This is a genomic window from Nonomuraea glycinis (assembly GCF_035920485.1).
Lineage (GTDB): Bacteria > Actinomycetota > Actinomycetes > Streptosporangiales > Streptosporangiaceae > Nonomuraea > Nonomuraea glycinis.
On record NZ_CP109166.1, the window covers coordinates 6,286,156 to 6,311,740 of the forward strand.

Annotated in this window: 27 protein-coding genes; 12 read left to right on the forward strand and 15 right to left on the reverse strand. The window is 72.3% G+C overall.

The window, feature by feature from the left end; genetic code table 11:
* Window positions 1-63 precede the first annotated feature (63 nt).
* The 10 genes from OHA68_RS29540 to OHA68_RS29585 all read right to left on the reverse strand — a co-directional run bounded on the left by OHA68_RS29540 (window position 64) and on the right by OHA68_RS29585 (window position 10,543).
* Window positions 64-450: a VOC family protein gene (locus OHA68_RS29540; RefSeq protein WP_189143263.1), complete on the reverse strand. Its 387-nt coding sequence runs from the start codon at window positions 448-450 to the stop codon at window positions 64-66.
* 202 nt (window positions 451-652) lie between these two features.
* Window positions 653-1,609: an AraC-like ligand-binding domain-containing protein gene (locus tag OHA68_RS29545; RefSeq protein WP_189143264.1), complete on the reverse strand. Its 957-nt coding sequence runs from the start codon at window positions 1,607-1,609 to the stop codon at window positions 653-655.
* Window positions 1,610-1,669: 60 nt separating this feature from the next.
* Window positions 1,670-2,599: a lipoyl synthase gene (gene lipA, locus OHA68_RS29550; RefSeq protein ID WP_189143265.1), complete on the reverse strand. Its 930-nt coding sequence runs from the start codon at window positions 2,597-2,599 to the stop codon at window positions 1,670-1,672.
* A 46-nt stretch (window positions 2,600-2,645) separates the two neighbouring features.
* Window positions 2,646-3,623 (reverse strand): M48 family metalloprotease, encoded by a 978-nt coding sequence (locus OHA68_RS29555; protein WP_327103195.1) that lies wholly within the window; start codon window positions 3,621-3,623, stop codon window positions 2,646-2,648.
* Window positions 3,624-3,671: 48 nt separating this feature from the next.
* Window positions 3,672-4,364, reverse strand: coding sequence for a lipoyl(octanoyl) transferase LipB (gene lipB / locus OHA68_RS29560; protein ID WP_327103196.1), 693 nt, complete (start codon window positions 4,362-4,364; stop codon window positions 3,672-3,674).
* Window positions 4,365-4,402: 38 nt separating this feature from the next.
* Complete coding sequence (locus tag OHA68_RS29565; protein ID WP_189143268.1) at window positions 4,403-5,140, reverse strand: Type 1 glutamine amidotransferase-like domain-containing protein; 738 nt, start codon at window positions 5,138-5,140, stop codon at window positions 4,403-4,405.
* 46 nt (window positions 5,141-5,186) lie between these two features.
* Window positions 5,187-6,077, reverse strand: a complete 891-nt coding sequence (locus tag OHA68_RS29570) for a TIGR01777 family oxidoreductase (protein ID WP_327103197.1) — start codon at window positions 6,075-6,077, stop codon at window positions 5,187-5,189.
* Between the two features lie 100 nt (window positions 6,078-6,177).
* Window positions 6,178-7,614, reverse strand: a complete 1,437-nt coding sequence (sucB, locus tag OHA68_RS29575) for a 2-oxoglutarate dehydrogenase, E2 component, dihydrolipoamide succinyltransferase (RefSeq protein ID WP_327103198.1) — start codon at window positions 7,612-7,614, stop codon at window positions 6,178-6,180.
* Between the two features lie 37 nt (window positions 7,615-7,651).
* Window positions 7,652-9,016 (reverse strand): dihydrolipoyl dehydrogenase, encoded by a 1,365-nt coding sequence (lpdA, locus tag OHA68_RS29580; protein ID WP_327103199.1) that lies wholly within the window; start codon window positions 9,014-9,016, stop codon window positions 7,652-7,654.
* A 51-nt stretch (window positions 9,017-9,067) separates the two neighbouring features.
* Window positions 9,068-10,543 (reverse strand): leucyl aminopeptidase, encoded by a 1,476-nt coding sequence (locus OHA68_RS29585; RefSeq protein WP_327103200.1) that lies wholly within the window; start codon window positions 10,541-10,543, stop codon window positions 9,068-9,070.
* Between the two features lie 105 nt (window positions 10,544-10,648).
* Between OHA68_RS29585 and OHA68_RS29590 the strand changes: the two genes are divergently transcribed.
* The 3 genes from OHA68_RS29590 to OHA68_RS29600 are packed head-to-tail and all read left to right on the forward strand — an operon-like array spanning window position 10,649 to window position 12,857.
* A complete protein-coding gene (locus OHA68_RS29590) occupies window positions 10,649-10,996 on the forward strand; it encodes a GntR family transcriptional regulator (protein ID WP_327103201.1) in 348 nt (115 codons plus the stop codon).
* Window positions 10,993-11,976, forward strand: coding sequence for a hypothetical protein (locus OHA68_RS29595; protein ID WP_327103202.1), 984 nt, complete (start codon window positions 10,993-10,995; stop codon window positions 11,974-11,976). The genes OHA68_RS29590 and OHA68_RS29595 overlap by 4 nt, the downstream gene beginning before the upstream one ends.
* A complete protein-coding gene (locus tag OHA68_RS29600) occupies window positions 11,973-12,857 on the forward strand; it encodes a CPBP family intramembrane glutamic endopeptidase (protein WP_327103203.1) in 885 nt (294 codons plus the stop codon). The genes OHA68_RS29595 and OHA68_RS29600 overlap by 4 nt, the downstream gene beginning before the upstream one ends.
* Window positions 12,858-12,925: 68 nt before the next feature.
* Here the strand turns inward: OHA68_RS29600 and OHA68_RS29605 are convergent, their stop codons facing one another.
* Both OHA68_RS29605 and OHA68_RS29610 read right to left on the reverse strand, forming a co-directional pair.
* Window positions 12,926-13,777, reverse strand: coding sequence for an adenosylcobinamide-GDP ribazoletransferase (locus OHA68_RS29605; protein ID WP_327103204.1), 852 nt, complete (start codon window positions 13,775-13,777; stop codon window positions 12,926-12,928).
* Between the two features lie 49 nt (window positions 13,778-13,826).
* Window positions 13,827-14,546 carry an aminoglycoside 3'-phosphotransferase gene (locus OHA68_RS29610; protein ID WP_327103205.1) on the reverse strand — a complete coding sequence of 240 codons (720 nt, stop codon included), beginning with the start codon at window positions 14,544-14,546 and terminating at the stop codon, window positions 13,827-13,829.
* 66 nt (window positions 14,547-14,612) lie between these two features.
* Between OHA68_RS29610 and OHA68_RS29615 the strand changes: the two genes are divergently transcribed.
* Complete coding sequence (locus OHA68_RS29615) at window positions 14,613-15,413, forward strand: ABC transporter ATP-binding protein (RefSeq protein ID WP_327103206.1); 801 nt, start codon at window positions 14,613-14,615, stop codon at window positions 15,411-15,413.
* 119 nt (window positions 15,414-15,532) lie between these two features.
* Here the strand turns inward: OHA68_RS29615 and OHA68_RS29620 are convergent, their stop codons facing one another.
* On the reverse strand, window positions 15,533-16,537 hold the full coding sequence (locus tag OHA68_RS29620; RefSeq protein ID WP_327103207.1) for a bifunctional adenosylcobinamide kinase/adenosylcobinamide-phosphate guanylyltransferase: 1,005 nt from the start codon (window positions 16,535-16,537) through the stop codon (window positions 15,533-15,535).
* Between the two features lie 279 nt (window positions 16,538-16,816).
* Here OHA68_RS29620 and OHA68_RS29625 point away from each other — a divergent pair, with 279 nt between their 5' ends.
* Complete coding sequence (locus tag OHA68_RS29625; protein WP_327103208.1) at window positions 16,817-17,023, forward strand: hypothetical protein; 207 nt, start codon at window positions 16,817-16,819, stop codon at window positions 17,021-17,023.
* A 58-nt stretch (window positions 17,024-17,081) separates the two neighbouring features.
* Here the strand turns inward: OHA68_RS29625 and OHA68_RS29630 are convergent, their stop codons facing one another.
* A complete protein-coding gene (locus OHA68_RS29630; protein ID WP_189143281.1) occupies window positions 17,082-18,083 on the reverse strand; it encodes an aldo/keto reductase family protein in 1,002 nt (333 codons plus the stop codon).
* A gap of 91 nt (window positions 18,084-18,174) precedes the next feature.
* On the opposite strand from OHA68_RS29630, the gene OHA68_RS29635 reads away from it, so the two are divergent.
* Window positions 18,175-18,318: a hypothetical protein gene (locus OHA68_RS29635; RefSeq protein ID WP_327103209.1), complete on the forward strand. Its 144-nt coding sequence runs from the start codon at window positions 18,175-18,177 to the stop codon at window positions 18,316-18,318.
* A 128-nt stretch (window positions 18,319-18,446) separates the two neighbouring features.
* Here the strand turns inward: OHA68_RS29635 and OHA68_RS29640 are convergent, their stop codons facing one another.
* Window positions 18,447-19,058, reverse strand: a complete 612-nt coding sequence (locus OHA68_RS29640) for a DUF3043 domain-containing protein (RefSeq protein WP_327103210.1) — start codon at window positions 19,056-19,058, stop codon at window positions 18,447-18,449.
* A 150-nt stretch (window positions 19,059-19,208) separates the two neighbouring features.
* Here OHA68_RS29640 and OHA68_RS29645 point away from each other — a divergent pair, with 150 nt between their 5' ends.
* From OHA68_RS29645 to OHA68_RS29670, 6 genes are all read left to right on the forward strand, one after another.
* The gene (locus OHA68_RS29645; RefSeq protein ID WP_407674371.1) at window positions 19,209-20,000 is read left to right on the forward strand and encodes a PspA/IM30 family protein; all 792 of its coding nucleotides are present in this window, start codon (window positions 19,209-19,211) and stop codon (window positions 19,998-20,000) included.
* Window positions 19,997-20,275, forward strand: coding sequence for a PspA-associated protein PspAA (gene pspAA, locus OHA68_RS29650; protein ID WP_189143282.1), 279 nt, complete (start codon window positions 19,997-19,999; stop codon window positions 20,273-20,275). The genes OHA68_RS29645 and pspAA overlap by 4 nt, the downstream gene beginning before the upstream one ends.
* Window positions 20,276-20,279: 4 nt before the next feature.
* Window positions 20,280-21,179: a zinc metalloprotease HtpX gene (gene htpX, locus OHA68_RS29655; protein ID WP_189143283.1), complete on the forward strand. Its 900-nt coding sequence runs from the start codon at window positions 20,280-20,282 to the stop codon at window positions 21,177-21,179.
* 5 nt (window positions 21,180-21,184) lie between these two features.
* Window positions 21,185-21,742 carry a PspA-associated protein PspAB gene (pspAB, locus tag OHA68_RS29660; RefSeq protein WP_189143284.1) on the forward strand — a complete coding sequence of 186 codons (558 nt, stop codon included), beginning with the start codon at window positions 21,185-21,187 and terminating at the stop codon, window positions 21,740-21,742.
* Between the two features lie 25 nt (window positions 21,743-21,767).
* Window positions 21,768-23,123, forward strand: a complete 1,356-nt coding sequence (locus OHA68_RS29665) for an alpha/beta fold hydrolase (protein ID WP_327103212.1) — start codon at window positions 21,768-21,770, stop codon at window positions 23,121-23,123.
* Between the two features lie 72 nt (window positions 23,124-23,195).
* Window positions 23,196-25,565 carry a serine/threonine-protein kinase gene (locus OHA68_RS29670; RefSeq protein ID WP_327103213.1) on the forward strand — a complete coding sequence of 790 codons (2,370 nt, stop codon included), beginning with the start codon at window positions 23,196-23,198 and terminating at the stop codon, window positions 25,563-25,565.
* Window positions 25,566-25,585 lie beyond the last annotated feature (20 nt).

The following is a 25,585-nucleotide window of genomic DNA, read 5'->3' on the forward strand; positions in this document are numbered from 1 at the left end:
CCTACCCCGGGGACGCTCCGAAGCCCCATGCCGTGCCTGCCTTCCGCGTCGACATCGGACATCTCAGCCCGCGGGCTGGACCAGGCACAGCACCTCCCAGTGGTGGCCGTCGAGGTCGGCGAAGGCGCGCTGGTAGCGGAAGGCGTCCTGCCGGGGCGGGCCGAGCGGGGTGGCACCGGCCGCGAGCGCCTTCTCCGTCAGCTCGTCGACCTGGGCGGCGTTCTCGACGCCGACGACGAGGATCGCCTCGGTGCTCTTGGTCGCGTCACCGACCTCCTTGGCCGCGTACCCGGCGAACGTCTCCTCCGCCAGGAGCATGACCTGGGCGCCGTCGTTGACGACCACCGACGCCATGTCCTCGCCGGCGCCGAACATGGCGAACCCCAGCTCGCCGAAGAACGTCTTCGACCGGCTCAGGTCCTTGACCGGCAGATTCACGAAAAGCTGCATGGCTTGTTCCTTCCGACTCAGGTCGGTCCGCTGCTCGCGAACCTGCCTCCAGTCTGCGGATCGGGACGCCGCCGGTCTTGCATCCTGATGCCCGGCGCCTTGACGATGCGCGCACACCTGCCTCAGCCGGCTCGGCGGCGGCACCCGATGAGCGCACTGGCCTCAGCCGGCCTGGCGGCGGCACCCGGCGGGCGCACCCGCCTCAGCCGGCCTCGCGGCGGTACTCGATCGGCGGCCGCCCGTACGCCCGCCGGAACAGGCGGCTGAAGTGGGCCGAGTCCGGCAACCCCCACCTGGCCGCGATGGCGCTCACCGGCTGGGACCGCAGCGCCGGGTCGGCCAGGTCCTGGCGGCAGCGTTCGAGACGGCGGTGCCGGATCCACGCCGACACCGTCGTGTCGCGCGACTCGAACAGCCGGTGCAGGTAGCGCACGGAGATGTGGTGCGCGGCGGCGATGGCGGCGGGATCGAGGTCGGTCTCGCCCAGGTGCCGCTCGATGAAGGTGTGCACGTTCAGCACCAGCGTCCGCTGCCGCGCCTGCGGGGACAGTGCCGGGAGCTGGTCGAGGCGCTCGGCGACGGCGGCGCTCACCAGGTCCATCACCACGGTGGACAGGCGGGCGGCGCTGGCCGGCCGGTAGCTGTCGAGGTCGAGCGCCACCCGCCGCAGCAGCGGCGCGGCCAGCGCGCCCGCGCCGCCGTCCGACGTGATCGGCACCGCGGTGATCGCCGAGGCCGCGCCGGCGGGCAGCGCCAGCAGGTCGTGGGGGAAGCTGAAGACGGCGAGCTCCACGGCCGAGTCGTAGGCCAGCTCGTACGGCCGGGCGAAGTCGTAGATGACCAGCTCGCCACGGTTGAGCCGGACGCTTCTGCCGTCCTGCGCCAGCATCGGGCTGCCCGACAGGGCCAGCACCCCCCGGTAGAGCTCGGGGCTGTCGCGGCGGATCAGGCCGGGCGTACGGTGCACGCTGTGCGGCGTGGAGGTGCGCACCCGGCCTACGCCCACGGCGCCGAGCCGACCGGCCTCGATCTCGCCGCGCAGCGGCGCGTCCGGGTCGATCCGCACATCGAGCGGGCCCAGGGTGTCGCACACAAAGCTCCGCCAGGCGTCGTGCCGCTGTGCGGGCGGCACATCGCGAGCACGGATCAGCATGGCCATTCGGGTCATGCTAACCAAATAACCGTGTCCCGGGCATATGCCCGGGACCGTACGGCTGGATCAGGCCGTCTGGCGGGCCGCGATGGCCTGCTGGTAGAGCTTGCCCGCCCGGTAGGAGGAGCGGACCAGCGGGCCGGACAGCACTCCGGCGAAGCCGATGGCCTCCGCCTCGGCCTGCAGCTCGACGAACTCCTCCGGCTTGACCCAGCGCTCCACCGGGTGGTGGCGCGGGGTCGGCCGCAGGTATTGGGTGATCGTCAGCAGGTCGGTGCCCGCGGCGTGCAGGTCGCGCATCGCCTCGGACACCTCCTCGCGGGTCTCGCCCATGCCGAGGATGAGGTTGGACTTGGTGACCAGCCCCGCCTCGCGCGCCGTCGTGATGACGCCCAGGGAGCGGTCGTAACGGAAGGCGGGCCGGATGCGCTTGAAGATGCGCGGCACCGTCTCGACGTTGTGCGCGAACACCTCGGGCTTGCTGGAGAAGACCTCCTCCAGCTGGTCACGGTCGCCGTTGAAGTCCGGCACCAGCAGCTCGACGCCGCAGCCGGGCAGCAGCGCGTGGATCTGGCGGGCGGTCTCCGCGTAGAGCCAGGCGCCGCCGTCGGGCAGGTCGTCGCGCGCCACACCGGTCACGGTCGCGTAGCGCAGGCCCATCTGCTGGACCGACTCCGCCACCCGGCGCGGCTCGTCCCGGTCGTACTCCTTGGGCTTGCCGGTGTCGATCTGGCAGAAGTCGCAGCGGCGCGTGCACTGGTCGCCGCCGATGAGGAAGGTGGCCTCGCGGTCCTCCCAGCACTCGTAGATATTGGGACAGCCCGCCTCTTCACAGACCGTGTGCAGGCCCTCCCGGCGCACCAGCGATTTCAGCTCGGTGTATTCGGGGCCCGTCTTCAGCTTGGTCTTGATCCACGGGGGCTTGCGCTCGATAGGGGTCTCGGCGTTACGCACCTCCAGGCGGAGGAGCTTACGGCCTTCAGGAGCAACGGTCACCGTCCCACCTTACGTCTCGCCCGGCATGACCGTTCCGAGGGGGCCTTCAGGTGATGAGGCCGAAGCCCCGCACCGCCCGGGTGTAGTGCTGGAGCAGCTCGTCGTCGATGCGGTCGGACTCGGCGGAGCCGAGCAGCGTCGCGGTGGGGGAGCCGAAGACGCTCGGCGCGGCCCGCTCGAAGCGGGCCAGCGCGCCCTGCCTGATCGCCGGTACGCTCTCGCCGCGCAGCACGGCCGCCTGCATGGGCGCCAGGTAACCGGTGCTCGCCATGACCTCTTCGAGCTCGGCCAGGTCCTCGGCCGGCACCACCCGCCGCGCCAGCGTCAGCATCCGCTCGCGCCGCGGGCCGTCTCCCGAGCGCGTCAGCCGGGTCAGGCCGCGCTCCAGCAGCAGCACCGGGGCGCCCAGCACCCGGCCGATCATCCGCCCGAACGTGCCCGCCACCTCGTAGCCGGTGCCCGGGCTGTCCAGCGCGCCCAGCGAGGCGGTGATCTTGTTCTGGGCCTCCTCGCGCGCCTTCAGCGGCCCCGAGCCCAGCAGGGCCCCGCGCCACTCGCCCAGGGTGGACAGCGCGCTCGACACGATGACGTCGTCGCCGGTGACGCCGCGGGCGTAGGCCAGGGCCAGCAGGGTCACCCGCCGGCGGGGCGGCAGCGCCAGCCACAGCGGCAGGCCGATCACCAGCACGGGCGTCCTGAGCGGGCCGACCCGCTGGTAGACGGTGGCCGGCACCAGGTCCTGGACGGCGATCTTCTTCGGCCGCGCGATCCCCATCCGGTCGGCGACCCGCTCGGCGGTGCCGTACAGCTCGGTGGCGGCGGGGCGGTCGAGCACCTCGGCGTCGGCGGGCACCTGGCCCAGGCGCGGCCGCAGCAGCCAGCCGATCCCGATCAGCCCGCCGCCGATCAGCCAGGCGAAGACGAACGCGGAGTTGACCACGATGGTCCAGGCGCCGAGCACGACGAAGGCGAGGGTCAGCGCGTGCACGACGAGCGCGATGGCCACCGCTGTGATCCGCTTCACAGCCCGATCGTAGGCCAGATGCCCCGTCGAGGACCACCGCGCGTCCGGTCAGCGGCGCAGCAGATCCTCTTCGTGCAGCTCGAACGGCTCCCTGCCGAGGGCCTCGGCCAGCCGCTTCTCGGCGATCGGCATGACCTCCTCGACCACGATCCGGCGGCCGGTCTCCGCGGAGAGCGAGGAGACGCCCACATCGGGCAGGCCGCACGGGATGATCCGGTTGAACCACCGCGGATCGTTCGCGCAGTTGAGCGCGAAACCGTGCATGGTGACGCCCTTCACCAGGCGGATGCCCACCGTGCCGAGCTGCCGGTCCGGCAGGCCGAGACTGCTGTCGCCCACGGCCCACACCCCCGCCCGGCCGCGGACGCGCCGCGCCGTGACGCCGAAGTCGGCGCACACCTGGATCAGCATCTCTTCGAGCCGGCAGATGTAGTCGACCACGTCGGTGATGGCCACGATCGGGTAGCCGACGAGCTGGCCGGGACCGTGCCAGGTGACCCGGCCGCCCCGGTCCACGTCGACCACCGGCGTGCCGTCCGTGGGCCGCTCGTGCGGGGCGGCGCGCTTGCCCGCCGTGTAGACGGGGGCGTGCTCCAGCACCAGCAGCGTGTCGGGGAGCTCGCTCGCGACGCGCTTGCCGTGCACCCAGCGCTGCAGCGACCAGGCCTGCTCGTAGGGGACGTCGACGCCTAGGCGGACGACGGCGAGTGCGTGGGGATCGACCCCATGGGTGGGGCGCATGTGTCCATTGTGCCGTTCCCTCACCCTTGTAGGGTAATTCAGGATGTCAGCAGGCGAGGTTCGATTCTGAACTCCTTGGTCCCGCCGGCCCCGTCGTGCTCCAGCCGGTAGGCGTAACCGTCGGGATCGGCGGTCACGGCCTGGATGAACTCGGTGCCGACATAGTGCAGCGCCACGCCCTCGTCGGCGGCGTAACCCCCGGGCAGCTCACCGCTGGCGACCGACGCCTGCAGCAGCGGCCGGCGCTGCGGGTCGGCGTTGTAGTGCACTCCGCACGAGTAGGGCAGCAGGCCGAGCCCGTCGGACCACGCGCGCAACCGGGGGCCGAAGGAGTCGGTGTTGCCGCCCACGTGCCAGCACAGCGCGCCCGCGCTCTGCCCCGACAGCACCACCCCGGCCCGCCACGCCTCGTCGAAGACCTCGTCGAGGCCGTGCAGCCGCCACAGCGCCATCAGGTTGGCGACGCTGCCGCCGCTGACGTAGATCATGTCCTGCTCCAGGATCCACGCCCGCGGATCGTCGACGTTGGGCATGGGGAACACGGTCAGATGGCTCAGCTCCACGTCCCAGCCGGCGAACGCGCCGTACATCTTGAGCAGCCACTCGGAGCTGTCGCCTGTCGCGGTGGCGAGCAGGCCGAGTTTGGGGCGGTCCTGACCGGTCAGGTCAAGGCCGTAGCGCAGCAGCGGGCTGGCCTCGATGAAGCCGAAGCGCTCGGTCTGCCGGAACGATCCGCCCCCGATGGCAAGGATGTGTGACTGCCCTGACCTGGTCATATCCGGTATCTCCCCGAAGTCTCCCGAGCGAAGGACGAACAGCACACTAGAGTACGGCGCGCAGCGCTTCGCCGAGACTGGTATGGGTGAAGACGAAGCCGCTGTCAGTCAACTTCGCAGGCAGGATCCGGTGCCCGGACAGCAACTCCTTGGCGAAGTCACCGACCCCGAGGGTGAGCGCGAACCCCGGAACCGGCACCGGCATGGTGGGCCTGCGCAGCGCCGCCCCGAGCTCCCTGGTGAACTCGGCGTTGGTGACCGGGGTGGGGGAGGTGAGGTTGACCGGCCCGGAGAGCCCGGGAGTGTCGAGGATGCGCAGGGTGGCGGCCAGCCAGTCCTGGTCGGAGATCCACGACCAGTACTGCCTGCCCGTGCCCAGCGGCGCGCCGAGCCCGATCCTGAAGACGGGCAGCATCTTGCCGAGCGCCCCGTCGCGTCCGCTGAGCACCAGCCCGGTCCGCAGCTGTGCGGTCCGCATGCCGAGCTCGCCGGCCGCCCTGGCCTCGGCCTCCCACCGCTCGCACAGATCGGGCAGGAACCCGCTGCCCTTGCCCGCGCTCTCGTCGATCACCCGGTCACCGGTGTCGCCGTAGAAGTCGATGCCGGAGGCGGACACCAGCACCTCGGGCCGCTGCGACAGCCGCCCCAGCGCGCCGACCAGCAGCCGGGTGCCCTCGACGCGGCTGCGGACGAGCTCGCTCTTGTAGGCCGCGCTCCAGCGCCGCCCGGCGATCGGCGCCCCCGCCAGGTGCACGACGGCGCGCGCGCCCGCCAGCACCGCCGGGTCCAGCACCCCCTCAGCGGGCTGCCAGAACGCCTCGTCGCCGCCTCGCGGCTCGCGCCGGACCAAGGTGACCACTCGCTCGCCCGCGCCCCGCAGCGCGGCGACCAGAGGCGTGCCCAGCAGCCCCGACGCCCCCGTCACGATGATCGTCATGCGGACCACCATACGCCGCGGAAGGCCAAGGGCCGGGGACGCGGCAGTCCGCGCACCCGGCCCCTCGGCTCACCTGTCCCGCCGCGTGGGCGGGACCCCGCTACGCCAGACCCAGCTGGGCCTCGAAGCGGCCCTCCTCCAGGCGGCGCTTGATCGTGGTCAGGAACCTGGCCGCGTCGGCGCCGTCCACCAGGCGGTGGTCGTACGTCAGCGCGAGGTAGACCATCGAACGGACCGCGATGACCTCGCCCTCAGGGGTGTCGACCACCACGGGACGCTTGACGACGGCGCCGGTGCCGAGCATGCCGACCTGCGGCTGGTTGAGGATCGGCGTGTCGAACAGGGCGCCGCGGCTGCCGGTGTTGGTCAGCGTGAACGTGCCCCCGGTGATCTCGTCGGGCGTCACCTTGTTGGCGCGGGTGCGCTCGGCCAGATCCGTGACCTTGCGGGCCAGACCGGCGAGGTTGAGGTCACCGGCGTCCTTGACCACGGCCGCGAGCAGGCCGCGCTCGGTGTCGACCGCGACGCCGAGGTTCTCGACGTCGAAGTAGGTCACCTCGTTGGTCTCGTTGTTGATCGTCGCGTTCAGCTTGGGGTGCTGCTTGAGCGCCTCGACCGTGGCCAGCGCGAAGAACGGGGTGAAGGTCAGCTTGACGCCCTCGCGGCGGAAGAAGTCGTCCTTCACCTTCGCCCGCAGCCGCGCGATCTTGGTGACGTCCACCTCGACCACCGAGGTGAGCTGGGCCGCCGTCTGCAGCGACTCCACCATCCGCTTGGCGATCGTCTGCCGCAGGCGGGTCATCTTCTCGGTGCGGCCACGCAGCGTGGTGTCGACCTGGACCGGCTCGGGCTCGGCGGCCGGGGCCTGAGCCTGAGCCTGAGCGGCCGGGGCGGCCTGGGCGGGGGCCTGAGCCGCGGCGGGGGCGGGCGCCGGGGCGGCCTGCTCACGCCGGCTCTTGGCGGCCTCCAGCACGTCCTGCTTGCGGATCCGGCCGCCCACGCCGGTGCCGGTGATCGCTTCGAGGTCCACGCCGTGCTCGTTGGCGAGCTTGCGCACCAGAGGCGTGACGTAGGGGCTCTCGCCGGAGGTGGGCAGCGCGGACGAGGCGGCGGCGGGAGCCGGAGCCTGCGGGGCCGGCGCGGGGGCGGGCTGCGCGGGCTGGGGAGCCGGGGCGGGCTGCGCGGGCGCCGGCTGCGGGATCGAGGAGGCGGGTGCCGGGGCGGGCTCAGGCTCGGGCTCGGGCTCCGGCTGTGCGGCGGGCGCGGCCTCCTCGGCCGGGGCGGCGCCGCCGCCCTGGCCGGTCTCGTCGATGACCGCCAGCTCGGCGCCCACCTCGACGGTCTCGTCCTCAGCCACGACGATCTTGGTGATGACACCCGCGGAAGGCGACGGAATCTCGGTGTCGACCTTGTCGGTCGACACTTCGAGGAGCGGCTCGTCGGCCTCGACGCGCTCGCCCTCCTTCTTCAGCCATCGGGTGACGGTGCCCTCGGTGACGCTCTCGCCGAGCTGGGGCATCTGTACGGAGACCGGCATCGTTATCTTCTCTCGCGTTCTGATCTCGAGGGCTGGACTAGTTGTGTACGTGCAGAGGCTTGCCGGCCAGAGCCAGCATCGCCTCACCGACCGCCTCGGATTGGGTCGGATGTGCGTGGATGAGCTGCGCCACCTCTGCGGGCAGCGCCTCCCAGTTGTAGATGAGCTGCCCCTCGGTGACGAGCTCACCGATCCGGCGGCCCACCATGTGGACGCCGACGACCGGCCCGTCCTTGCGCGCGAGCACCTTGACGGCGCCCGCGGTGCCGAGGATCTGGCTCTTGGGGTTGCCCGCGAGGTCGTAGACCTGCTCGACGATCTCGATGCCGCGCTCGGCGGCCTGCGCGGACGTGAGGCCGACGGAGGCGACCTCGGGGTCGGAGTAGGTGATCCGCGGGACGCCGGCGTAGTCGATGGGCGGCGGGTTGAGGCCGGCGATGTGCTCGGCCACCAGGATGCCCTCGGCGAACCCGGCGTGCGCGAGCTGCGGGGTGGCGATCACGTCGCCGATCGCGTAGACGCCGGGCACGGCCGTGCGGCAGTGCTCGTCGACGCTGACCGCGCCGCGCTCGATCACCACGCCGGCCTCCTCGAAGCCCAGGCCCGCGGTGACGGCCCCACGGCCGACCGCGACGAGCAGGAGCTCGGCGTCCAGCGTCTTGCCGTTGGCGAGGGTGACGATCACACCGGTGTCGGTGGTCTTGGCGCCGTCGAAGAAGACGCCGAGCTCGTACTTGATGCCGCGCCTGCGGAAGGCCCGCTCCAGCAGCTTGGAGCTGGACTCCTCCTCGGCCGGCAGCAGGTGCGGCAGCGCCTCGACGATGGTGACCTCGGCGCCGAAGGAGCGGTAGACGCTGGCCAGCTCGACGCCGATGACGCCGCCGCCCAGCACGATCACCGACGAGGGCACCCGGTCCATCGTCAGCGTGTGCTCGCTGGTGATGATCCGGTGGCCGTCGATGTCGAGGCCGGGCAGCGACCGGGGCGCCGAGCCGGTGGCCAGCACGACGTGGCGGCCTTCGTACACCTCGGAGCCCACCTGGACGCGGCCCGCGCCCGCGAGGCGGCCCTCGCCCTCGACCACCGTCACGCCGGCGGCCTTCAGCAGCCCCTGCACGCCCTTCCAGGCGCGGGTGACGATCTTGTCCTTGAAGGCGTGCACGCCGGGGACGTCGATGCCGTCGAAGCGCGCCTTGACGCCGAACGACGCGCTCTCCCGGGTCTCGTCGGCGATCTCGGCGGAGTGCAGCAGGGCCTTGGTGGGGATGCATCCCCTGTGGAGGCAGGTGCCGCCGATCTTGTCCTTCTCGATCAGGACGACCGTCATGCCCAGCTCGGCCGCGCGTAGCGCGCAGGCGTAACCGCCGCTGCCGCCACCTAGGACGACGATGTCGTAGGCCACAGGATGGCTCCTTGTCGGGGTGTTCGTGATGCCGTCATCTTTTCATTTGTTTCAGATGCTCGCGTGCCGCTCGGCGAGTCCGATGAGGGTCCGGGTGATGGCGCCGGTGCCGCCCTTGGGGGTGTAGCCGTGCGGCTCGCCCTTGTTGAAGGCGGGTCCGGCCATGTCGATGTGCGCCCAGCGGACCCCGTCGGGCACGAACTCCTTGAGGAAGATGCCCGCGGCCAGCATGCTGCCCCAGCGCTCCGGCTGGAGGTTGGCGATGTCGGCGACGGGGGAGTCGAGGCCCTTGCGCAGCTCCTCGGGCAGCGGCATGCCCCAGGCGCCCTCACCGGCGGCGCCGGCCGCCTCGACGACCAGGTCGCGCACGGCGTCGTCGTTGGCCATGACGCCGGCCGTGCGCCAGCCGAGCGCGACGATCTGGGCGCCGGTGAGGGTGGCCACGTCGACGATCAGGTCGGGGCGGTCCTCGGCGGCGCGGGCGATGCCGTCCATGAGGACCAGGCGGCCCTCGGCGTCGGTGTCGAGCACCTCGACGGTCTTGCCGCTGTAGCTGTGGATGACGTCGGAGGGGCGCTGGGCGGTGCCGCTCGGCAGGTTCTCCGCCAGGCAGAGGTAGCCGACGACGTTGACCGGGACGCCGAGGCGGGCGATGCCGACGAGCGCGCCGAAAACTGCTCCCGCGCCGCCCATGTCGGACTTCATCCAGTCCATCGACGCCGACGGCTTGAGGGACAGGCCGCCCGAGTCGAACGTGATGCCCTTGCCCACGAACGCCAGCGTCTTGGCGGCGTCGGGGTGGGTGTAGGAGAGGCGGACCAGGCGCGGCGGGTTGACCGAGCCCTGGCCGACGCCGACGATGCCGCCGTAGCCGGCCTCCTTGAGGCGCTGCTCGTCGAGCACCTCGACGCTCAGCCCGGCCTTGCCGCCGGTCTGCTCGGCGATCTCGGCGAACTTGGCGGGCCACAGGTGCGACGGAGGTGTGTTGACCAGGTCGCGGACCAGGGCGACGGACTCGGCCAGCACGCCCGCGCGCTCGGCCACGCCATCCCCGCCGTCGACGCCGGAGAGCACGGTGAGCTCGGCGACCGGCGCCTTCTGGTCGTCGCCGGTGTGGTAGCGGGCGAAGGCGTAGGCGCCCAGCAGCGCGCCCAGCGCCACGGCCTCGGCCTCCTCGGCGGAGCCGGCCGGCAGGGCGAGCGCGGCGCGCGAGGTGCCCGCCAGGGAGCGGACGGCCGCGCCCGCGGCCCGGCGCAGGCCCTCGGCGTCCACGGACTCGCCCAGGCCCACCGCGACCAGCACCGGCGCGGTGACGGCGCCGAACGTCGGCAGCTTGGCCAGCTCTCCGGCCTTGCCGGTGAACCCGACGGAGGTGAGCGAGGTGGCGAGCTTGCCGCCGAAGGCGGCGTCGAGTGCTTCGGCGCTCACAGTGGGGCGCGGACCGTCGGCGCCGGGCTGGAAGGCGACAACGAGCGCATCGGTGTCGAGAGAGACTGGATCTGCTGAGTTCAGCCGCACAGTGGTCACGTAAACCGATGCTATCCACGGTTTCTCCGTACTCACAAACAGGGGTTCATCCCACCAATAATCGGCAAGCGTTCATGAAGACATGGTGCTAGTGTCATTAGCACCATGTTGCTCACCCTTGATCTCAACGACGCCCGCCCCCTGCACGAGCAGGTCGCGGGCGCGATCCGGCGCGCCATCGGCGAGGGTTCCTACACGCAGGGCGACCGGTTGCCCTCGGCCAGGGACCTCGCCGAAGCGCTCGGCATCAACTCCAACACCGTGCTCCGCGCGCTGCGCGAGCTGCGGGAGGAGGGCCTGCTGGAGTTCCGGCGGGGGCGCGGCGTCAGCGTCGCGCGCCAGGCCGACGGGCGCGCCCTGATCCGCGAGCGGGCCCGCGAGCTCCTGGAAGAGGCCGGGCGGTACGGCTACCGCGCCGAGGACGTCATCGCAATCTTGAAGGAGTTCCCATGACCACCCGCGAACCCGATCGAGGCAAGGCCCTCATCGCCGCCGTCTGGGGGGCGGTCGTCACGTCCGTGCTGATCGCGGCGCCCCTGATGCTCCGCGACCGGCTGCCGGAGCCGCTGGCCGTGCACTGGGGGCCGGGCTCGGCGGCCGACCGCGCCGCGTCCTTCGGGGTCGCCGTGGCCCTGCCGGTGGCGTTGTGGGCGGTGCTCTGGCTGGCGCTGGTCGTCACGGCGGCGCGCGGCCTGTCCCGCAGGTCCGCCCGCGCCTCCTGGTGGGCGGGGCTCACCGGTGGCGGCCTGTTCGCGCTCGGCCTGGGCGGCCTGACGCTGCTGGCCAACCTCGACGTGGCGACCTGGACCGAAGCGACCCTGCCGCTCTGGGCTCCCCTCGCCCTGGTGGCCGTGCCGACGGCCGTGGGGGTGCTCGGCGGCTACCTCGGCAGGGGCGCCCCCGACGAGCGGCCGGCCGACCAGGAGCCGCCGGTGCTCAGGCTCAGGCCCGGCCAGCGCGCGGTCTGGGTCAGCCGGATCAGCAACCCGTGGCCGCTGGCCCTCACCGTCGTGGCGGCTCTCGGCCTGTTCGCGCTCGGCGCATTCGAGATCACCGGAATCGCCACCGGCCCCGTGGTCACCGGCGTGCTGCCCGCCCTCGGCGTGGTGCTGGTGGTCGGCCTGTTCGCCTCGTCGCTCACCGCCCGCGTCACCGGCGACGGCCTGGTGCTCGGTTTCGGCCCGCTCGGCTGGCCGAAGCGCAGGATCGGGCTCGCCAAGATCGACAAAGCCTGGACCGAGGAGAGAAGCCCGAGCCAGGTGGGCGGCTGGGGCGTGCGCGGCCTGCCCGGCGCCGCCACCATCATGCTGCGCGGCGGCGAGTGCCTGGTCGTCGGCTACCGCTCCGGCGGGCAGCTGGCCATCAGCATCGACGACGCCGAGCGCGGCGCCTCCCTCATCAACGCCCTCGTCTCCGAGAGGACCCCCGCGTGAAGCCACTGATCGCCTTTCTCCTCGCCGCCTTCGGCCTGTCCTGGGCCGTGGCGCTGCCCCTGTGGCTCGGCGACGGGCTGCGCACGCCGGTGGCGGGGCTGCTGGCCTCGCTGATGATGTTCACCCCCACCGTGGGCGTGCTCGCCGCCTGGCTGTTCACCCGTACGCCGGCCCGCCAGTGGTTCCGCGAGACCGGGCTGACCCTGGGCGGGCACAAGGGGCGCACGGCCCTGCTCGTGCTCGCCGCGTGGCTGGGCGTACCACTGCTGGTGGCGCTCGCGATAGCGGTCAGCGCCGCGGTGGGGGTGCTGCGGGTGGACCTGAACGGATTGAGCCTGTTCCAGGCGCAACTGCGCGCGCAGGGCCTGTCCGTGCCGGAGAGCCTCGCTCCGATCGCCGTCACGCAGGTCGCCGTCGCCGTGCTGATCGGCCCGGTGCTCAACGCCATCCCGGCGCTGGGCGAGGAGTGGGGCTGGCGCGGCTATCTGCTGCCCAGGCTCACCGGCACGCGCGGGGTGGTGGCCGGGCTGCTGCTCTCGGGCGCGATCTGGGGTCTGTGGCACGCGCCGCTGACGCTGCTCGGCTACAACTACCCCGGCCTCGGGCCGTGGGCCGCGCTCTACTTCACCGGCTTCTGCGTGCTGGCCGGGGTGGTGTTCGGCTGGCTGCGGCTGCGCTCGGGCAGCGTGTGGCCCGCCGTCGTGGCGCACGCCTCCCTGAACGCCGTCGCCCCCGCCGTCATGCTCCTCGGCGACGTCGCGGAACCGCCGAACCTGGTGGTGGCGGGCCTGGGCGGCGTGGTCGGCTGGATCCTGCTCGCGGTGTGCGGCGCGCTGCTGCTGAAGTTCTTCCCTGTACGGACTCCGCAGCCGGTCTCCTGAGCGCCGGATCCGGTCAAGAGCCCAGGGCCGGCCGATGGGTCGGGCCCTGCCGGGAAGCGCTCCACCGGTCAGCCGAGCACGGCCCAGAGCACCAGCGTGGTCGCGGTGGCCGTCTCCACCAGCGCGCCCAGGACGTCACCGGTGATCCCGCCGAGCCGCCTGCGGGCGTGCCGAAGCAGCAGCAGAGCCGCGCCCAGCCCGGCGAGCAGGGACACGGACGGCGTCAGGACCACCCAGCTCACGGTCTCGGACAGATTCAGGGCCTCGGACAGATTCAGGGCCTCGGGCGGGTTCGGGGCCTCGAACGGCCTCAGGGCCTCGGGCGCGTTCAGGGCGGTGAAGGCTCCGGACCAGGTCGTCAGGCCAAGGCCCAGGCCCAGGGCCGCCAGGAGGGCGGTCAGGGTGACGAGCCAGGCCGTGTGTGTCCGTACGGTGCCCGCGACCATCGCGCCGAGCCCTTCCTCGCGGGCGGCGGGGACTCCGTGCCGGCAGGCCCAGACGAGGGCCAGCCGGCCGGTCACGCAGGCGGTCACCAGCGCGGCGGGACCCGCCTCGGACACGGCGGCGGCCTGGATGAGCAGCGTGAACACCAGGGTCAGCACGCCGAACGGCCCGATGTCCGACTTTTTCATGATGTCGAGCGCCTGGGGGGCGGGTTTGCCGCTGCCCAGGCCGTCGGCGAGGTCCGCCAGGCCGTCCAGGTGCAGCCCTCGCGTCAGCACGGCCAGCAGGCCGAGGGCCAGGGCCGCGCCCAGCAGCGGCGGGCCGGGCACCAGCAGCGCGAGCGCCGCCACCGCGCCGAGCACCAGCCCCACCACGGGGGCCAGCGCCATGGCTTGCCCCGCGACTCGGCGATCGACCCGCTCCACCCGTACCGGCCACACGCTCAGCGTGCCGACCGCCAACCGCACCCCGTGCATCAGCGCGCCGCGGACGCCACACGCCGCAGAACGGCTCGCCCGGCAGCCATCAGAACAGCTCGTCCAGCAGGCGGTAGTAGTCCAGTTTGCGCTGGTCGGGCTCGGTCAGGCCGTAGGCGGTCAGGAAGTCGGCTGCGGCGGATTCCGGGAGTTCGCGCAGGGCCACGGCCAGGTCCACGTAGCGGTCGGCCGTGCCCAGTGCGCCCACGTCCAGCAGGACCGCCTCACCGGAGGGGGAGGCCAGCACGTTGGCGGGGGTGAAGTCGCCGTGCGTGACGACCAGGTCCTCGGTGGCGGGCCGCTCGGTGAGGAGCCGCCGGTGGATCAGTTCGGGGGCGAGCCCGGTGTGGTCGTCGTCGAAGTCGGCGGTGTCCACCAGCCCGTCGCGGACCCGCTCGGCGGCCCTGGCCAGCTTGACGTCCAGGCGCTCGTCGAACGGGCACTCCGGCACCGGCACGTCGTGCAGGGCGCGCAGCACGGTCCCCATCACGGTCCCGGCGTCGCCCCGCGTCCTGCGTTCGAGGGTGCGCCAGCCCGCGTCGGCCAGCACCAGCGTGTCCCCCTCGAACGCCACGATGTCGGGCACGCTCGCCCAGCGCTTGAGCCACAGCAGCCGCTCGTGCTCGGCCACCGCCGCCGCGCCCCGTTTGACGAAGAAAGCGCCCGTGTGGCTGGTGACCCTGAGGGTCTCGCCGCTCATGCCCTCGTGGTCGCCCGACCAGACAGCGTGCTCACCGAACAGATCGAACAAGCGCCCAGGAAGCTGCATAACGGTCGATCCTACGGGCACGCCCGGTGGCCGGATGCATACGCCCGGACTCGCTAGGGTGGCCGGATGCACGTGCTTGAACTCGAAGGCGTAGGGGTCAGAGTCGTCGGCAAGACGCTGCTGGACGGGATCGACTGGCGGGTGGGCTACGGCGACCATTGGGCCGTTCTCGGTCCGAACGGCGCGGGCAAGACAACGCTGCTGTCACTGGCCGCCGCGGTGCGCCACCCCACCGTGGGGGCGGTGACCGTGCTCGGCCACCGTCTCGGCCGCGTCGACATGCGTGAGCTGCGCCGGCACATCGGCCTGGTCGCGTCCAGCCAGCGCCTGATCGACGAGGAACTGCTGGAGGAGGAGGGGGCGACAGCGCACACCGTGGTGCTCACCGGGCACACCGCCACGAGCGCTCCGATCTGGGAGAAATACGGGGAGATCGAGCGGGAGCGGGCGCTGCGCCTGCTCGCCGACCTCGGCTGCAAGGACCTGGCCGAGCGGCCCTTCCGGGTGTGCTCCCAGGGCGAGCGCGCCCGGATCAGGGTGGCCAGGGCGCTCATGGCCGACCCTGCCGTGCTGCTGCTGGACGAGCCGTTCGCCGGACTCGACCTGCCGGCTCGCGAGGACCTCATCTCCGCCGTCGAGAACCTGGCCGAGACCAGGCCCGTGCTCACCACGGTGACGGTGACGCACCACCTCGAGGAGGTGCCCGCGACCACCACGCACGCGATGCTCATGTCCGACGCCCGCGTCCTCGCCGCCGGACCGGTGGCCGAGGTGCTCACCCCCGCCAACCTGTCCGACTGCTTCGGCCTCCCGCTCCAGGTCGACCGCATGGACGGCCGCTGGTACGCCCGCGCCGCCCGCCCCTGACCCACCCCGCACACCCCGGCCGCTCGACGGCTGGGCGTCGTGGCGGGGCTGAGTCGTACGCTCAGAGCCGCACGGGGCTGAGTCGTACGCTCAGGGCGGTTAGGGGCTGAGTCGTACGCTCAGAGCCGCACAGGGCGGCCGGCGACCACGAGGGCCACATACTCGGATTCGGCGGCGAGACGCTCGTTCAGCCTGCCGAGCGCGTCTCTGAACGACCGGCCGGCGGCCGTCGCGGGCACCACGCCCATGCCGGCCTCGTCGGAGACGGCCACGACGTGGCCTGGCGCGTTCCGCCATGCCCGGACGAGCTCGTCGCAGCGCGCCTCGACGGGGGCGCGATCGCCTTCCCACGCGCCGTGCTCGTCGAACACCGCCGCCAGCCAGGTGCCGAGGCCGTCGATCAGCAGCGGCGTCGTGGCGGCGCCGATCGTCCCGGCCAGGGCGGTGGTCTCCGCCGTCGCCCAGTGCGCGGGCCTGCGCTCCCGGTGGGCGCGCACCCGCGCCGCCCACTCGGCGTCCCCGTCGCCACCGGGCCCGGTGGCGACGTAGGTGACGTACGGCTCGGCCGCCAGACGCAGCTCGGCCTCGGCCGACTTGCCGGAGCGGGACCCGCCGAGCAGCAGCACCCGCCGCGGGCGCCCGGCGGGGCTCGGCGCCGGGCGGCGCGTGTCGAGCGAGGTCCCGTCGGGTACGGCGCGCGCCCCCCACATCCGCAGCCGCCTCGCCAGCTCCTCCTCGGACCTGACGCGGTGGTCCAGCCCCACGGCGACCACGTGGGTGCGCTCGTCCACCAGCCCCGCCCGCCGCAACGACCCGAGCCGCTCGGGCCGCTCCAGCGGGTCGATCAGCACCACGTCATAGGCCGGACCGTCCGCCGGCGGCCGCGACCCCGCCGGCGCGTACAGCAGGCGGGACCCGTCGGGAGCGGTCAGCCCCAAACCGCCGGCATGCGTCGCGTAGCCCTCCGGCAGGTCGTCGAACGGGAAGGGCACCACGTCGTCGACGACCACCCCGAACGGCCGCCGCCCGGGGCCTTCCCCGTCGCGGACGGCACAGGAGGCGCAGGGGCAACCAGGCTCGGGCCAGCCCGTGCCGGCCGCCGTACCGGTGAGAAGCACGTTCACCGCGCCGAGCGTACAAACAACCTCGGCCGGAGCGGTGCGGCGGGCGGCCCGCCGGACATCGTGCGGCGGTCGTTCCGCGGTGGGTGGCTTGCCGGAACCGTGCGGCGGTCGTTCCGGGGTGGGCAGCCCGCCGGAGAGGGCGCCGGGCGCCGTGCGGCGGTCGTTCGGCCACGCGTGTCAGCCCACGCGGGGCGAATCACTGAGATCCTTGGCAGGGTGGACGGTTCCAGGGGCCCCGAGAGGGTGCGCCGGTGAGCCCGCGGAAAAGGAGCGTATGGCATGACATGGCGGTGGCGTTATGAGAATGCAACCGGTGGTGAGGTGACGGATCCGCCTTTGCCGCGAGAGGTTTTCCCGAGCCAGGCCGACGCGGAGTCCTGGATCGGCGAAAACTGGAGCGAGCTGCTCGAAGCCGGTGTTGAACGGGTGGCGCTGCTCGACGAGGAGCGGGTCGAATACACAGGATTGTCCTTGCGGCCGGAATGAGACGCGCGAGAACCCCTTGAGCGTGACGCTCAAGGGGTTCTCCGCTGCCGGGGGACGGTCAGGCGCGCTTGGGCGGGGTCGCGGTCTTGGCGGGGTCGCGCTCCACGATCGGGTCGATCACCTCGTCGATGCGGCGCAGCACCTCGGCGTCGAGCTTGACGCCCGCGGCCTTGACGTTGTCGCGCACCTGCTCGGGCCGGGAGGCGCCGACGATGGCGCTGGAGACGTTCGGGTTCTGCAGGACCCAGGCGACGGCGAGCTGCGCCATGGACAGGCCCAGGTCGTCGGCGATGGGCTTGAGCCGCTGCACCCGGGACAGCACCTCGTCCGACATGAAGCGGGCGATCGTCTCGGCGCCGCCGAGCTCGTCGGTCGCCCGGGAGCCCTGGGGCGGGGCCTGGCCGGGCAGGTACTTCCCGGTGAGCACGCCCTGCGCGATCGGTGAGAAGACGATCTGGCCGAGCCCTTCACGCTCGCTCAGCGGCACGACCTCGCCCTCGATGACCCGCCACAGCATGGAGTATTGAGGCTGGTTGGACACGATGCGGTCGAAGCCCATCTCGTCGGCGATCTTCAGCGCCTGGGCGATCTGGTCGGCCCGCCACTCGCTCACGCCGACGTACAGCACCTTGCCCTGGCGGACCAGGTCGTCGAAGGTCTTGAGCGTCTCCTCCAGGGGCGTCGCGGCGTCGTAGCGGTGCGCCTGGTAGAGGTCGACGTAGTCGGTGCGCAGGCGGCGCAGGGAGCCGTTGATGGACTCGGTGATGTGCTTGCGCGACAGGCCGTGGTCGTTGGGGCCCGCGCCGGTCGGCCAGTAGACCTTGGTGAAGATCTCCAGTGACTCCCGCCGGACGCCCTGGAGCGCCCGGCCGAGCACCTCTTCCGCCTTGGTGCCCGCGTAGACATCGGCGGTGTCGAAGGTGGTGATGCCCTCGTCGAGAGCCGCCTGCACGCACTGCTTGGCGGCGTCCTCCTCGACCTGGGAGCCGTGAGTGAGCCAGTTGCCGTAGCTGATCTCGCTGACCATGAGACCGCTGCGGCCGAGGTGACGGAATTCCATACATCCGACCTTAGAGGCCTATCTGGTCGTCCGGGGACCGGTGTTCCGCTTGTGGAGATCATCCGCATGGGGCGGGCGATAGGGTCGGCCCGTGCCGAATCTCGTCCGGATGACGCTCACCGCCGCCGTCCTGCTGGCGATCGCCGTACGCCTGCGCCGTCGTTCCCGCCTGACCGGGCCCCGGCCCGCTCCCGCGCCGCCGCCACCGGCGGCCGGTCAGGGACTGCGGGCATGACGAAGGCGGTCATGGGTCGCGGGCATGACGAAAAGCTCGACGGCGGACGATCCACCGTCGAGCTCAGTGTGCTGGGACGCGTCGAACGCACCGGCGGGCGGTCGCCCGGCCGGTGACGGCCTCCCGGCCTACTTCTTCGGGGGCACCGGCTTGCCGCCCGGCAGCACCGAAGGCGGCGGGAAGCGCAGCTTGCGGATCTGCAGGGCGCGCATCGCGGCGTAGAAGCCCACGCCCTTGAGGCTCTCCTGGGGCATCTTCGCCGCCACCTCCCTCTTGATCTTCCAGGCGACGTAGATGGAGGTGAACAGCACGCCGACCATCATGACCGGCCAGCCGAACACGATCACGCCGTTGAGCACCTGGACGCGGATGGCCGGCGGCCACGGGACCCAGGTGGCCACCAGGATCAGCAGCGAGAAGGGCAGGAAGTACTGGCTCGGCAGGCGCCGCGAGTCCACCCAGTCACGGGCGAACTTGCGCGCCGGGCCCTTGTCCCGAGCAGGGAAGTAGCGCTCGTCACCGGCGAGCATGCCCCTGCGGGCCCGGTCCCGCTCGGCGGCCTGCTTGGCGCGCATCGAGCGGTAGGCCTCTTTGCGGTCCTTGGGAGCGCTGACGGGCTGGCGCCGTCTGCTCTCGGCGTCTCTGCGCTTGGGAGTGGGACGACCCTTACCCTGGGGCTTAGGATCGTCAATGGGGACGGGGGTGTCGTCCACGGAGGTTTGGGAACGGCGTCGCAACACGACCTCAACCCTACCTGTAGTGCAACTTAGTGACGCCCACGTGCGTTATGCGTAGGGTAATCCCAAGGCGGCTGGGCTGCACTGGGTGAAACACAGCATGACCTAAGAAGGGGACGGCCGACGCGCATGAGCGTGATGAAGAGACTTTCGATGATCTTCAAGTCCAAGGCCAACAAGGCCCTGGACAAAATGGAGGATCCACGCGAGACCCTCGACTACTCCTACCAGCGGCAGCTTGAGCTGCTGCAGAAGGTGCGTCGTGGAGTGGCGGACGTCGCCACCTCTCGCAAACGCGTAGAGCTGCAGATCAATGGTCTTGAGCAGCAGGGCAAGCGCTACGAGGAGCAGGGCCGCAAGGCGCTGTCCGTGGGTCGTGAGGACCTCGCGCGCGAGGCGCTGCAGCGGCGCTCCAACCTGCAGACGCAGATCGCCGACCTGAAGATCCAGCACGACAACCTGCAGTCCGAGGAGGAGAAGCTGACCACGGCTTCCCAGCGGCTGCAGGCCAAGGTGGACTCCTTCAGGACCAAGAAGGAGACGATCAAGGCCACCTACACCGCGGCCGAGGCGCAGACGCGCATCAACGAGGCCTTCTCCGGCATCTCCGAGGAGATGGGGGACGTCGGCCTGGCGATCCAGCGCGCCGAGGACAAGACGGCCAACATGCAGGCCCGCGCCGGCGCCATCGACGAGCTGCTCGCCAGCGGCGCGCTCGACGACTACAGCGGCAGCCGCACCGACGACATCCAGGCCGAGCTCGACCGCATGGGCGGCGGCATGGACGTGGAGCTGGAGCTGGCCCGGATGAAGTCCGAGCTCGGCCAGGGCCCCGCGCCCAAGAGCGCGATCGAGCAGGGGCAGCCCCAGCAGCAGCCCCAGCAGCAGCAGGCCCAGCCGAACCAGCAGACGCAGCAGTTCCGTCAGCCTGGGGAGGGCGCATGATCATCCGCATCATGGGCGAGGGCCAGGTCGAGATCTCGCCCGACGACATCTCCGTGCTCAACGATCTCGACACCGAACTCGAGGCGGCCATCGAGTCCGACGACGAGAAGGCGTTCCGGGTCAAGCTGCACGCGCTGCTGGACAAGGTGCGCCACGTGGGCAAGTCGCTGCCGGACGACAGCCTTGAGCCGTCAGAGCTGATCCTTCCCCCCGCGGACGCCTCGATCGAGGAGGTCCGGGAGATGCTGGGCGACCAGGGCCTCATCCCGGGCTGACGCCGTGCGCTCGCGCTTCGCGGCCGACCCGGGTCTGACCCGCCGCATGGTCGTGACGATGTTCCTGCTCGGACTGCTGTACGTGGTGTTCGTCGGAGCCCTCGTCGCCCTGGGCGTCCAGGCGGTGGCCGTGCTGCTGATCGCGGGGGTCCTGCTGCTCGCGCAGTACTTCCTGTCCGACCGCATCGCCCTGTACGCGATGGGCGGGCGGGAGGTGTCGCCGCAGGAGGCCCCCGAGCTGCACGGCCTGATCGACCGGCTGAGCGCGCTGGCCGACATGCCCAAGCCACGGGTGGCGATCGCGCAGTCCGACGTCCCCAACGCCTTCGCCACCGGCCGCAATCAGAGCAAGGCCGTCGTCTGCGTGACGACCGGCCTCCTGCGCCGCCTGGAGCCGCACGAGCTCGAGGGCGTGCTCGCCCACGAGCTGTCGCATGTCGCGCACCGGGACGTGGCCGTGATGACGATCGCGTCGTTCCTCGGCATCGTCGCCGGACTGATGACCCGGGTGGCGCTCTACACCGGCCTCGGCGGCCGCCGCTCCGACAACCAGGGCGGGCTGCCGATCGGCCTGATCGTCATGCTGGTCTCGGTCCTGGTGTACGCGGTCAGCTTCCTGCTCACCCGTGCCCTGTCCCGCTACCGGGAGCTGGCCGCCGACCGGGCCGGGGCGCTGCTCACCCAGCGGCCGTCCGCGCTGGCCAGCGCCCTGGTCAAGATCTCCGGCGAGATGGCCAGCATCCCGACCCGCGACCTGCGTGAGGCCGAGCCCTTCAACGCCTTCTACTTCGCCCCGGCGCTGGCCAAGGGCACGACGCTGGCGAACCTGTTCGCCACGCATCCGCCGCTCGACCGGCGCCTGGAGCAGCTCACGCAGATCTCCCACCAACTCGGAAGGGGCTGACCGTCATGGGCTGGCTCGATGCCATCCTTGGCCGCTCCAAACCGGTTCCCCCCAACCTCGACGCGCTGTTCGCGCTGCCGTCCGCGGCGGTGACGCTGCAGGCGGCCACCGGGCTCCGGCCTACCGGCAACGGCTCGGTGTCCTTCAGAGCGGCCGAGGGCGGGGCCTTCGCCACGCTGGAGAGCGAGGTGAAACAGTTGCTCGACGGCCGGGTGGAGGAGTTCACCGACAGCTACGGCTACACCTGGCTGGAGGTACGGCGCGCCCCCGACCAGGTCTCGGACCTGGTCACGGAGTTGCACGCGGTCAACTCCTCGCTGGAGGGGGCCGGATTCGGGCCGTCGCTGCTGTGCTCGATGGTGTCGTTCGCCGACGCCGACGGCAGGCGGCTGGCCATCGTCTACCTCTACAAGCGCGGCACCTTCTACCCGTTCGCCCCGCTGTCCGGGCAGATGCGGGACAACGCCCTGGAGCTCCAGGCCAAGGGAGTGCTGGCGGACGAGCTCCCGCTGGAGGAGGACCTCAGCCGCTGGTTCCCCGTCTGGGGCGCTCCAGGGTTCTGATGGCACACGGTGATGTAATCATCACGTGGAGCGAAGATTGTACGTGCTCGCGGCTTCCGCCTTCATCGCGGCGGCCGTGCTGTACTGCGCGTGGATCACCGGCCAGTTCACCACTCCGGCGGTCGACAGGGCGCACGGATTCGTCGGTGAGCTGGCGGCCCGCGATCAGCCGTGGACGCGCCTGTTCCGGGTCAGCGACGTGCTGTCCGGGCTTGCGTGCCTGGCCGGGGTGGCGGTGGTGCCCCGGATCGAGCGCGAGTGGCCGGGCTGGCTGGCGTTGGCGGCCTTCGGCCTGCTCACCGTCGTCGGCGGCGTGTTCCCGCTGGACTGCGCGGCGCTGAGCGCCCCGGCCTGCGCGCGGGCGCCGGGGTCGGCGGCGCACCACGCGCACGTCGTGACCGGCGTGCTGGCCACCGCCGCCGCGCTGACCGCCATGGTGCTGCTGAGCCGGCGCTGGCGGACCGCGGTGGCCTGGATCGTCACCGGCCTCACCGGGCTGCTCACCGCCCTGTCCGCCGCCGCCGTGGCCGCCGGTCAGCTGGCCGGGCTGGCCCAGCGCCTCCAGGTGACGCTGATCGCCGTCTGGCTGGTGTACGTGGCGCTCAGACTGCTGGTCCGCGACGCGCCCACGCTGGTGCCCGGCCCGCTGCACGTGGTGCGGCAGGGCGAGGGGCCCGCGGTGCTCATCGCCGCGGGCGCCGCCGCGGCCTGGTGCCACTGGGACGGCGTCGCGGCGGAGCTGTCGCGCGGGCACCGGGTGACCAGGTTCGACCGGCCGGGGCTCGGGCTCAGCCCCGCCTCGCCCGTACCGCCCACCCTGCACGGGGAGGTGGCCAGGCTCGCCGCCCTGGCTCCCGCCCATCCCGAGCGGGTCACCGTCATCGCGCACGCGATGGCCGCCTGGCACGCCGAGGCGTTCGCCCGGCTGCATCCGCTGCGCGTGTCCGCGCTCGTGCTCGTGGATCCGAGCTGTGGCACCGGTCGCGGGCGCGACGGCTCGTCGTTCCGCCGGGCGTTCGGCGGGTGGCTGCCCGCGCTGGGCGGCACCTGGGGGGCGACGGCGCTGGCCAGGATCGCCGGGCCGGTCCTGCACCGGCTGCTGTGCGGCCGCGCCGACGCCCGCGGCCTGCACCGCAAGGGCCGGGTCCTGGCCGCCACCGTGGGGGAGTGGCTGGCGCGCCCCGGCATGGCCACCGACCTGCGCCGGATCAGGTCCGAGCACGCCTTTCCCGACGTGCCGGTGACCGTGCTGTGCGCGAACGTACGGCGCGGCTGCCTCAAGAGGCTGGCCGGGGAGCTCAACGCCAGACTCGTCCCGCTTCCCGCCGCTCGCTTCCCGGTGCAGCCGCTCGCCTCCGCCGCCATCGCCGACGCCGTGTAGGCCGAAGAGGTGACGCCCGCCCGCGCCAGCCACCAGAATGGCGGGAAAAGCAGCGATATATGGGGGATGTACATGCCGGACCTCGAGCCCCTGCGTACAGGGGACCCGGCCTCGGTGGGGGCCTACACCCTGACCGATCGCCTGGGGGAGGGCGGGCAGGGCACCGTCTACCTCGCCTTGGCCCCGGGCGGGCACAAGGTGGCGGTGAAGCTGCTGCGCGCCGACCTCGCGGGCGACCACGAGGCGTCGGTCCGGTTCGTCCGCGAAGTGGAGCTGGCCAGGCGGGTCGCGCCGTTCTGCACCGCCCAGGTCGTCGAGACCGGGCTGTTCCACGACCGGCCGTACATCATCAGTGAGTACATCGACGGGCCCACCCTCACCGAGGTGGTCAGGACGCAGGGGCCGCGCTCGGGGACGTCGCTGCACCGGCTGGCCATCGGCACGGTCACCGCGCTGGTCGCCATCCACCAGGCCGGCATCGTGCACCGCGACTTCAAGCCGTCCAACGTGCTGCTCGCCTCCGACGGGCCCCGGGTCATCGACTTCGGCATCGCCAGGGCGCTCGACTTCACCTCCACGCTGACCGCCAGCGCCATCGGCACCCCTTCGTTCATGGCGCCCGAGCAGCTCACCGAGGCGACTCCCGGCCCGGCGTCGGACATGTTCGCCTGGGCCTGCACCCTGCTGTACGCCGCCTCCGGGCACACCCCGTTCGGGCATGACAGCCTGCCGGCGGTGATCAACCGGATCCTGAACAGCGAGGCCGACGTCACGCCCGTCGAGGACCACGGGCTGCGTTCGCTGGTGGTGGACTGCCTGGCCAAGGACCCCGCCCGGCGGCCGTCGGCGAGCCAGGCCCTGATGCGCCTGCTCGGCCACGCGCCGGCCGCCCTCGTACCGGAGGGTTTCGCCCCTGGGCCGGGCGCTCCCATGCCCGCGCCGAACAGCGGCTTCCCCGCGCCGAGCAGTGGCTTCTCCACCCCGAGCAGTGGCTTCCCCGCTCCCAACGGCGGCTTCCCTGCCCCAAGCAGCGGCCTTTCCACCCCGAGCAGTGGCTTCCCCGCCCCCAACAGTGGCTTCCCTGCCCCGAACAGCGGCGCCTCAGGCCCGGTCGGCGGTGCGCCCGGCCCTGCGGGCGCTCCCGGGCCGGGCGGGCCGGCTCCTGGCGGGGGGCGCACGGCGCCCACGCAGTGGATGCCGGAGCAGGCGGCCGGCGTGCCCGGAACGGGGGCGCCCGCGGGTCTGCTGCAGCAGGGCAGCGCGGCCGCCGCCGGTCCTGGGGGGTGGCAGGGGCACGGCCCGCCGCCGCCTCCGCACGCCCGCCCGTTATACCAGCAGCCCAGCCCGGCCCGCCGGGGCGGCAACGGCTGGATCGCCGCCCTCGCGGCGGCGGGGGTGCTCGTGCTGGTGATCGCCGCCGCGGTCGTCTCGACGCGGATCATCGCCAGTTCGGGGACCACCCCCTCGCCGACCCCCGCCGACACGTCCGCGTCCCGCGAGCCGACGCCGAGCCCCTCACCCACACCCACACCCACACCCACCCCGACTCCGACCCCGGCCACCCCCACCACGATCGAGTTGCGGGGCAGCGCGGTACGGATCGAGGAGCGGGATTCCGACCCGCTCAAGCTGGCCTCGTACAGCATGAACTCCGGAAAGAACCTCTACGTCCGGCAGCCGGGCACGGACGTCTTCACGGCCGACACCCGCTACTTCGAGTACGCGCTGAACGGCGACGGCACCCAGGCGCTCGGCACCGACGTGGACTACAGCACGGACAAGTTCGCCCTGCTGTCGGTCATCGACCACCGGGCGGGCACCAAGCGCGCCATCAAGGTCAGCGCCAACCCGGTCTTCCCCACCACGCCACGCTGGTCGCCCGACGGCAAGCTGGCCCTGGTCACGCTGTACACCAACACCGGGGGCGAGAGCGTCGAGTACGGCTTCGGCATCGTCGACGTGGCGGCCGGCACCGCGCGCACCTTCCGGGTCCGTGAGAAGGGCGCGGGCGAGTGGCGCTTCTTCTGGGACGCCGACGGCCAGGCGGTCGGCACCTGGGTCGGGGGCAAGATGAAGTTCTACGACCTGAACGGCAAGGAGCTGCGTACGCTGTCGGACGTGGGCAGTCCGGTGTGGGTGGAGGGCGACGACGTCTCCTCGTCCGGCAGCCGGTTCCTCGCCCACTGCACGACGACGCGCACGACGATCTGCCTGCGGTCCACCTCGGGTGACGACTCCGAGCCCGTGACCGTGCCGTTCGCCAGCGACCGGCTCATCGGCTGGTGGGACGAGGAGCACCTGGCCGTCTGGCGGAGCAAGGGCGCCGGCCGGGAGGCGGTCGTGATCGACCTGTCCGGCAAGGTGGTCCGCGTGCTGGCGACGGCGCCCAAGCGGGCGGAGTTCGACAAGATGGCATTCCGGTTCAGCAGAGGCACGCCCTAGATCGACCCAGAGCCCGCCAG

Excerpts from the sequence above, each read along its gene's own strand:
- OHA68_RS29630 (WP_189143281.1), bottom strand. The coding sequence starts at position 18,083 with ATGGAATTCCGTCACCTCGGCCGCAGCGGTCTCATGGTCAGCGAGATC.
- OHA68_RS29540 (WP_189143263.1), bottom strand. The coding sequence starts at position 450 with ATGCAGCTTTTCGTGAATCTGCCGGTCAAGGACCTGAGCCGGTCGAAG.
- sucB (WP_327103198.1), bottom strand. The coding sequence starts at position 7,614 with ATGCCGGTCTCCGTACAGATGCCCCAGCTCGGCGAGAGCGTCACCGAG.
- OHA68_RS29610 (WP_327103205.1), bottom strand. The coding sequence starts at position 14,546 with ATGCAGCTTCCTGGGCGCTTGTTCGATCTGTTCGGTGAGCACGCTGTC.
- OHA68_RS29595 (WP_327103202.1), top strand. The coding sequence starts at position 10,993 with ATGACCACCCGCGAACCCGATCGAGGCAAGGCCCTCATCGCCGCCGTC.
- OHA68_RS29645 (WP_407674371.1), top strand. The coding sequence starts at position 19,209 with ATGATCTTCAAGTCCAAGGCCAACAAGGCCCTGGACAAAATGGAGGAT.
- OHA68_RS29545 (WP_189143264.1), bottom strand. The coding sequence starts at position 1,609 with ATGGCCATGCTGATCCGTGCTCGCGATGTGCCGCCCGCACAGCGGCAC.
- pspAA (WP_189143282.1), top strand. The coding sequence starts at position 19,997 with ATGATCATCCGCATCATGGGCGAGGGCCAGGTCGAGATCTCGCCCGAC.
- pspAB (WP_189143284.1), top strand. The coding sequence starts at position 21,185 with ATGGGCTGGCTCGATGCCATCCTTGGCCGCTCCAAACCGGTTCCCCCC.
- OHA68_RS29570 (WP_327103197.1), bottom strand. The coding sequence starts at position 6,077 with ATGACGATCATCGTGACGGGGGCGTCGGGGCTGCTGGGCACGCCTCTG.
- OHA68_RS29565 (WP_189143268.1), bottom strand. The coding sequence starts at position 5,140 with ATGACCAGGTCAGGGCAGTCACACATCCTTGCCATCGGGGGCGGATCG.
- OHA68_RS29590 (WP_327103201.1), top strand. The coding sequence starts at position 10,649 with ATGTTGCTCACCCTTGATCTCAACGACGCCCGCCCCCTGCACGAGCAG.
- OHA68_RS29605 (WP_327103204.1), bottom strand. The coding sequence starts at position 13,777 with ATGCACGGGGTGCGGTTGGCGGTCGGCACGCTGAGCGTGTGGCCGGTA.
- OHA68_RS29625 (WP_327103208.1), top strand. The coding sequence starts at position 16,817 with ATGACATGGCGGTGGCGTTATGAGAATGCAACCGGTGGTGAGGTGACG.
- OHA68_RS29615 (WP_327103206.1), top strand. The coding sequence starts at position 14,613 with ATGCACGTGCTTGAACTCGAAGGCGTAGGGGTCAGAGTCGTCGGCAAG.
- lipB (WP_327103196.1), bottom strand. The coding sequence starts at position 4,364 with ATGCGCCCCACCCATGGGGTCGATCCCCACGCACTCGCCGTCGTCCGC.
- OHA68_RS29670 (WP_327103213.1), top strand. The coding sequence starts at position 23,196 with ATGCCGGACCTCGAGCCCCTGCGTACAGGGGACCCGGCCTCGGTGGGG.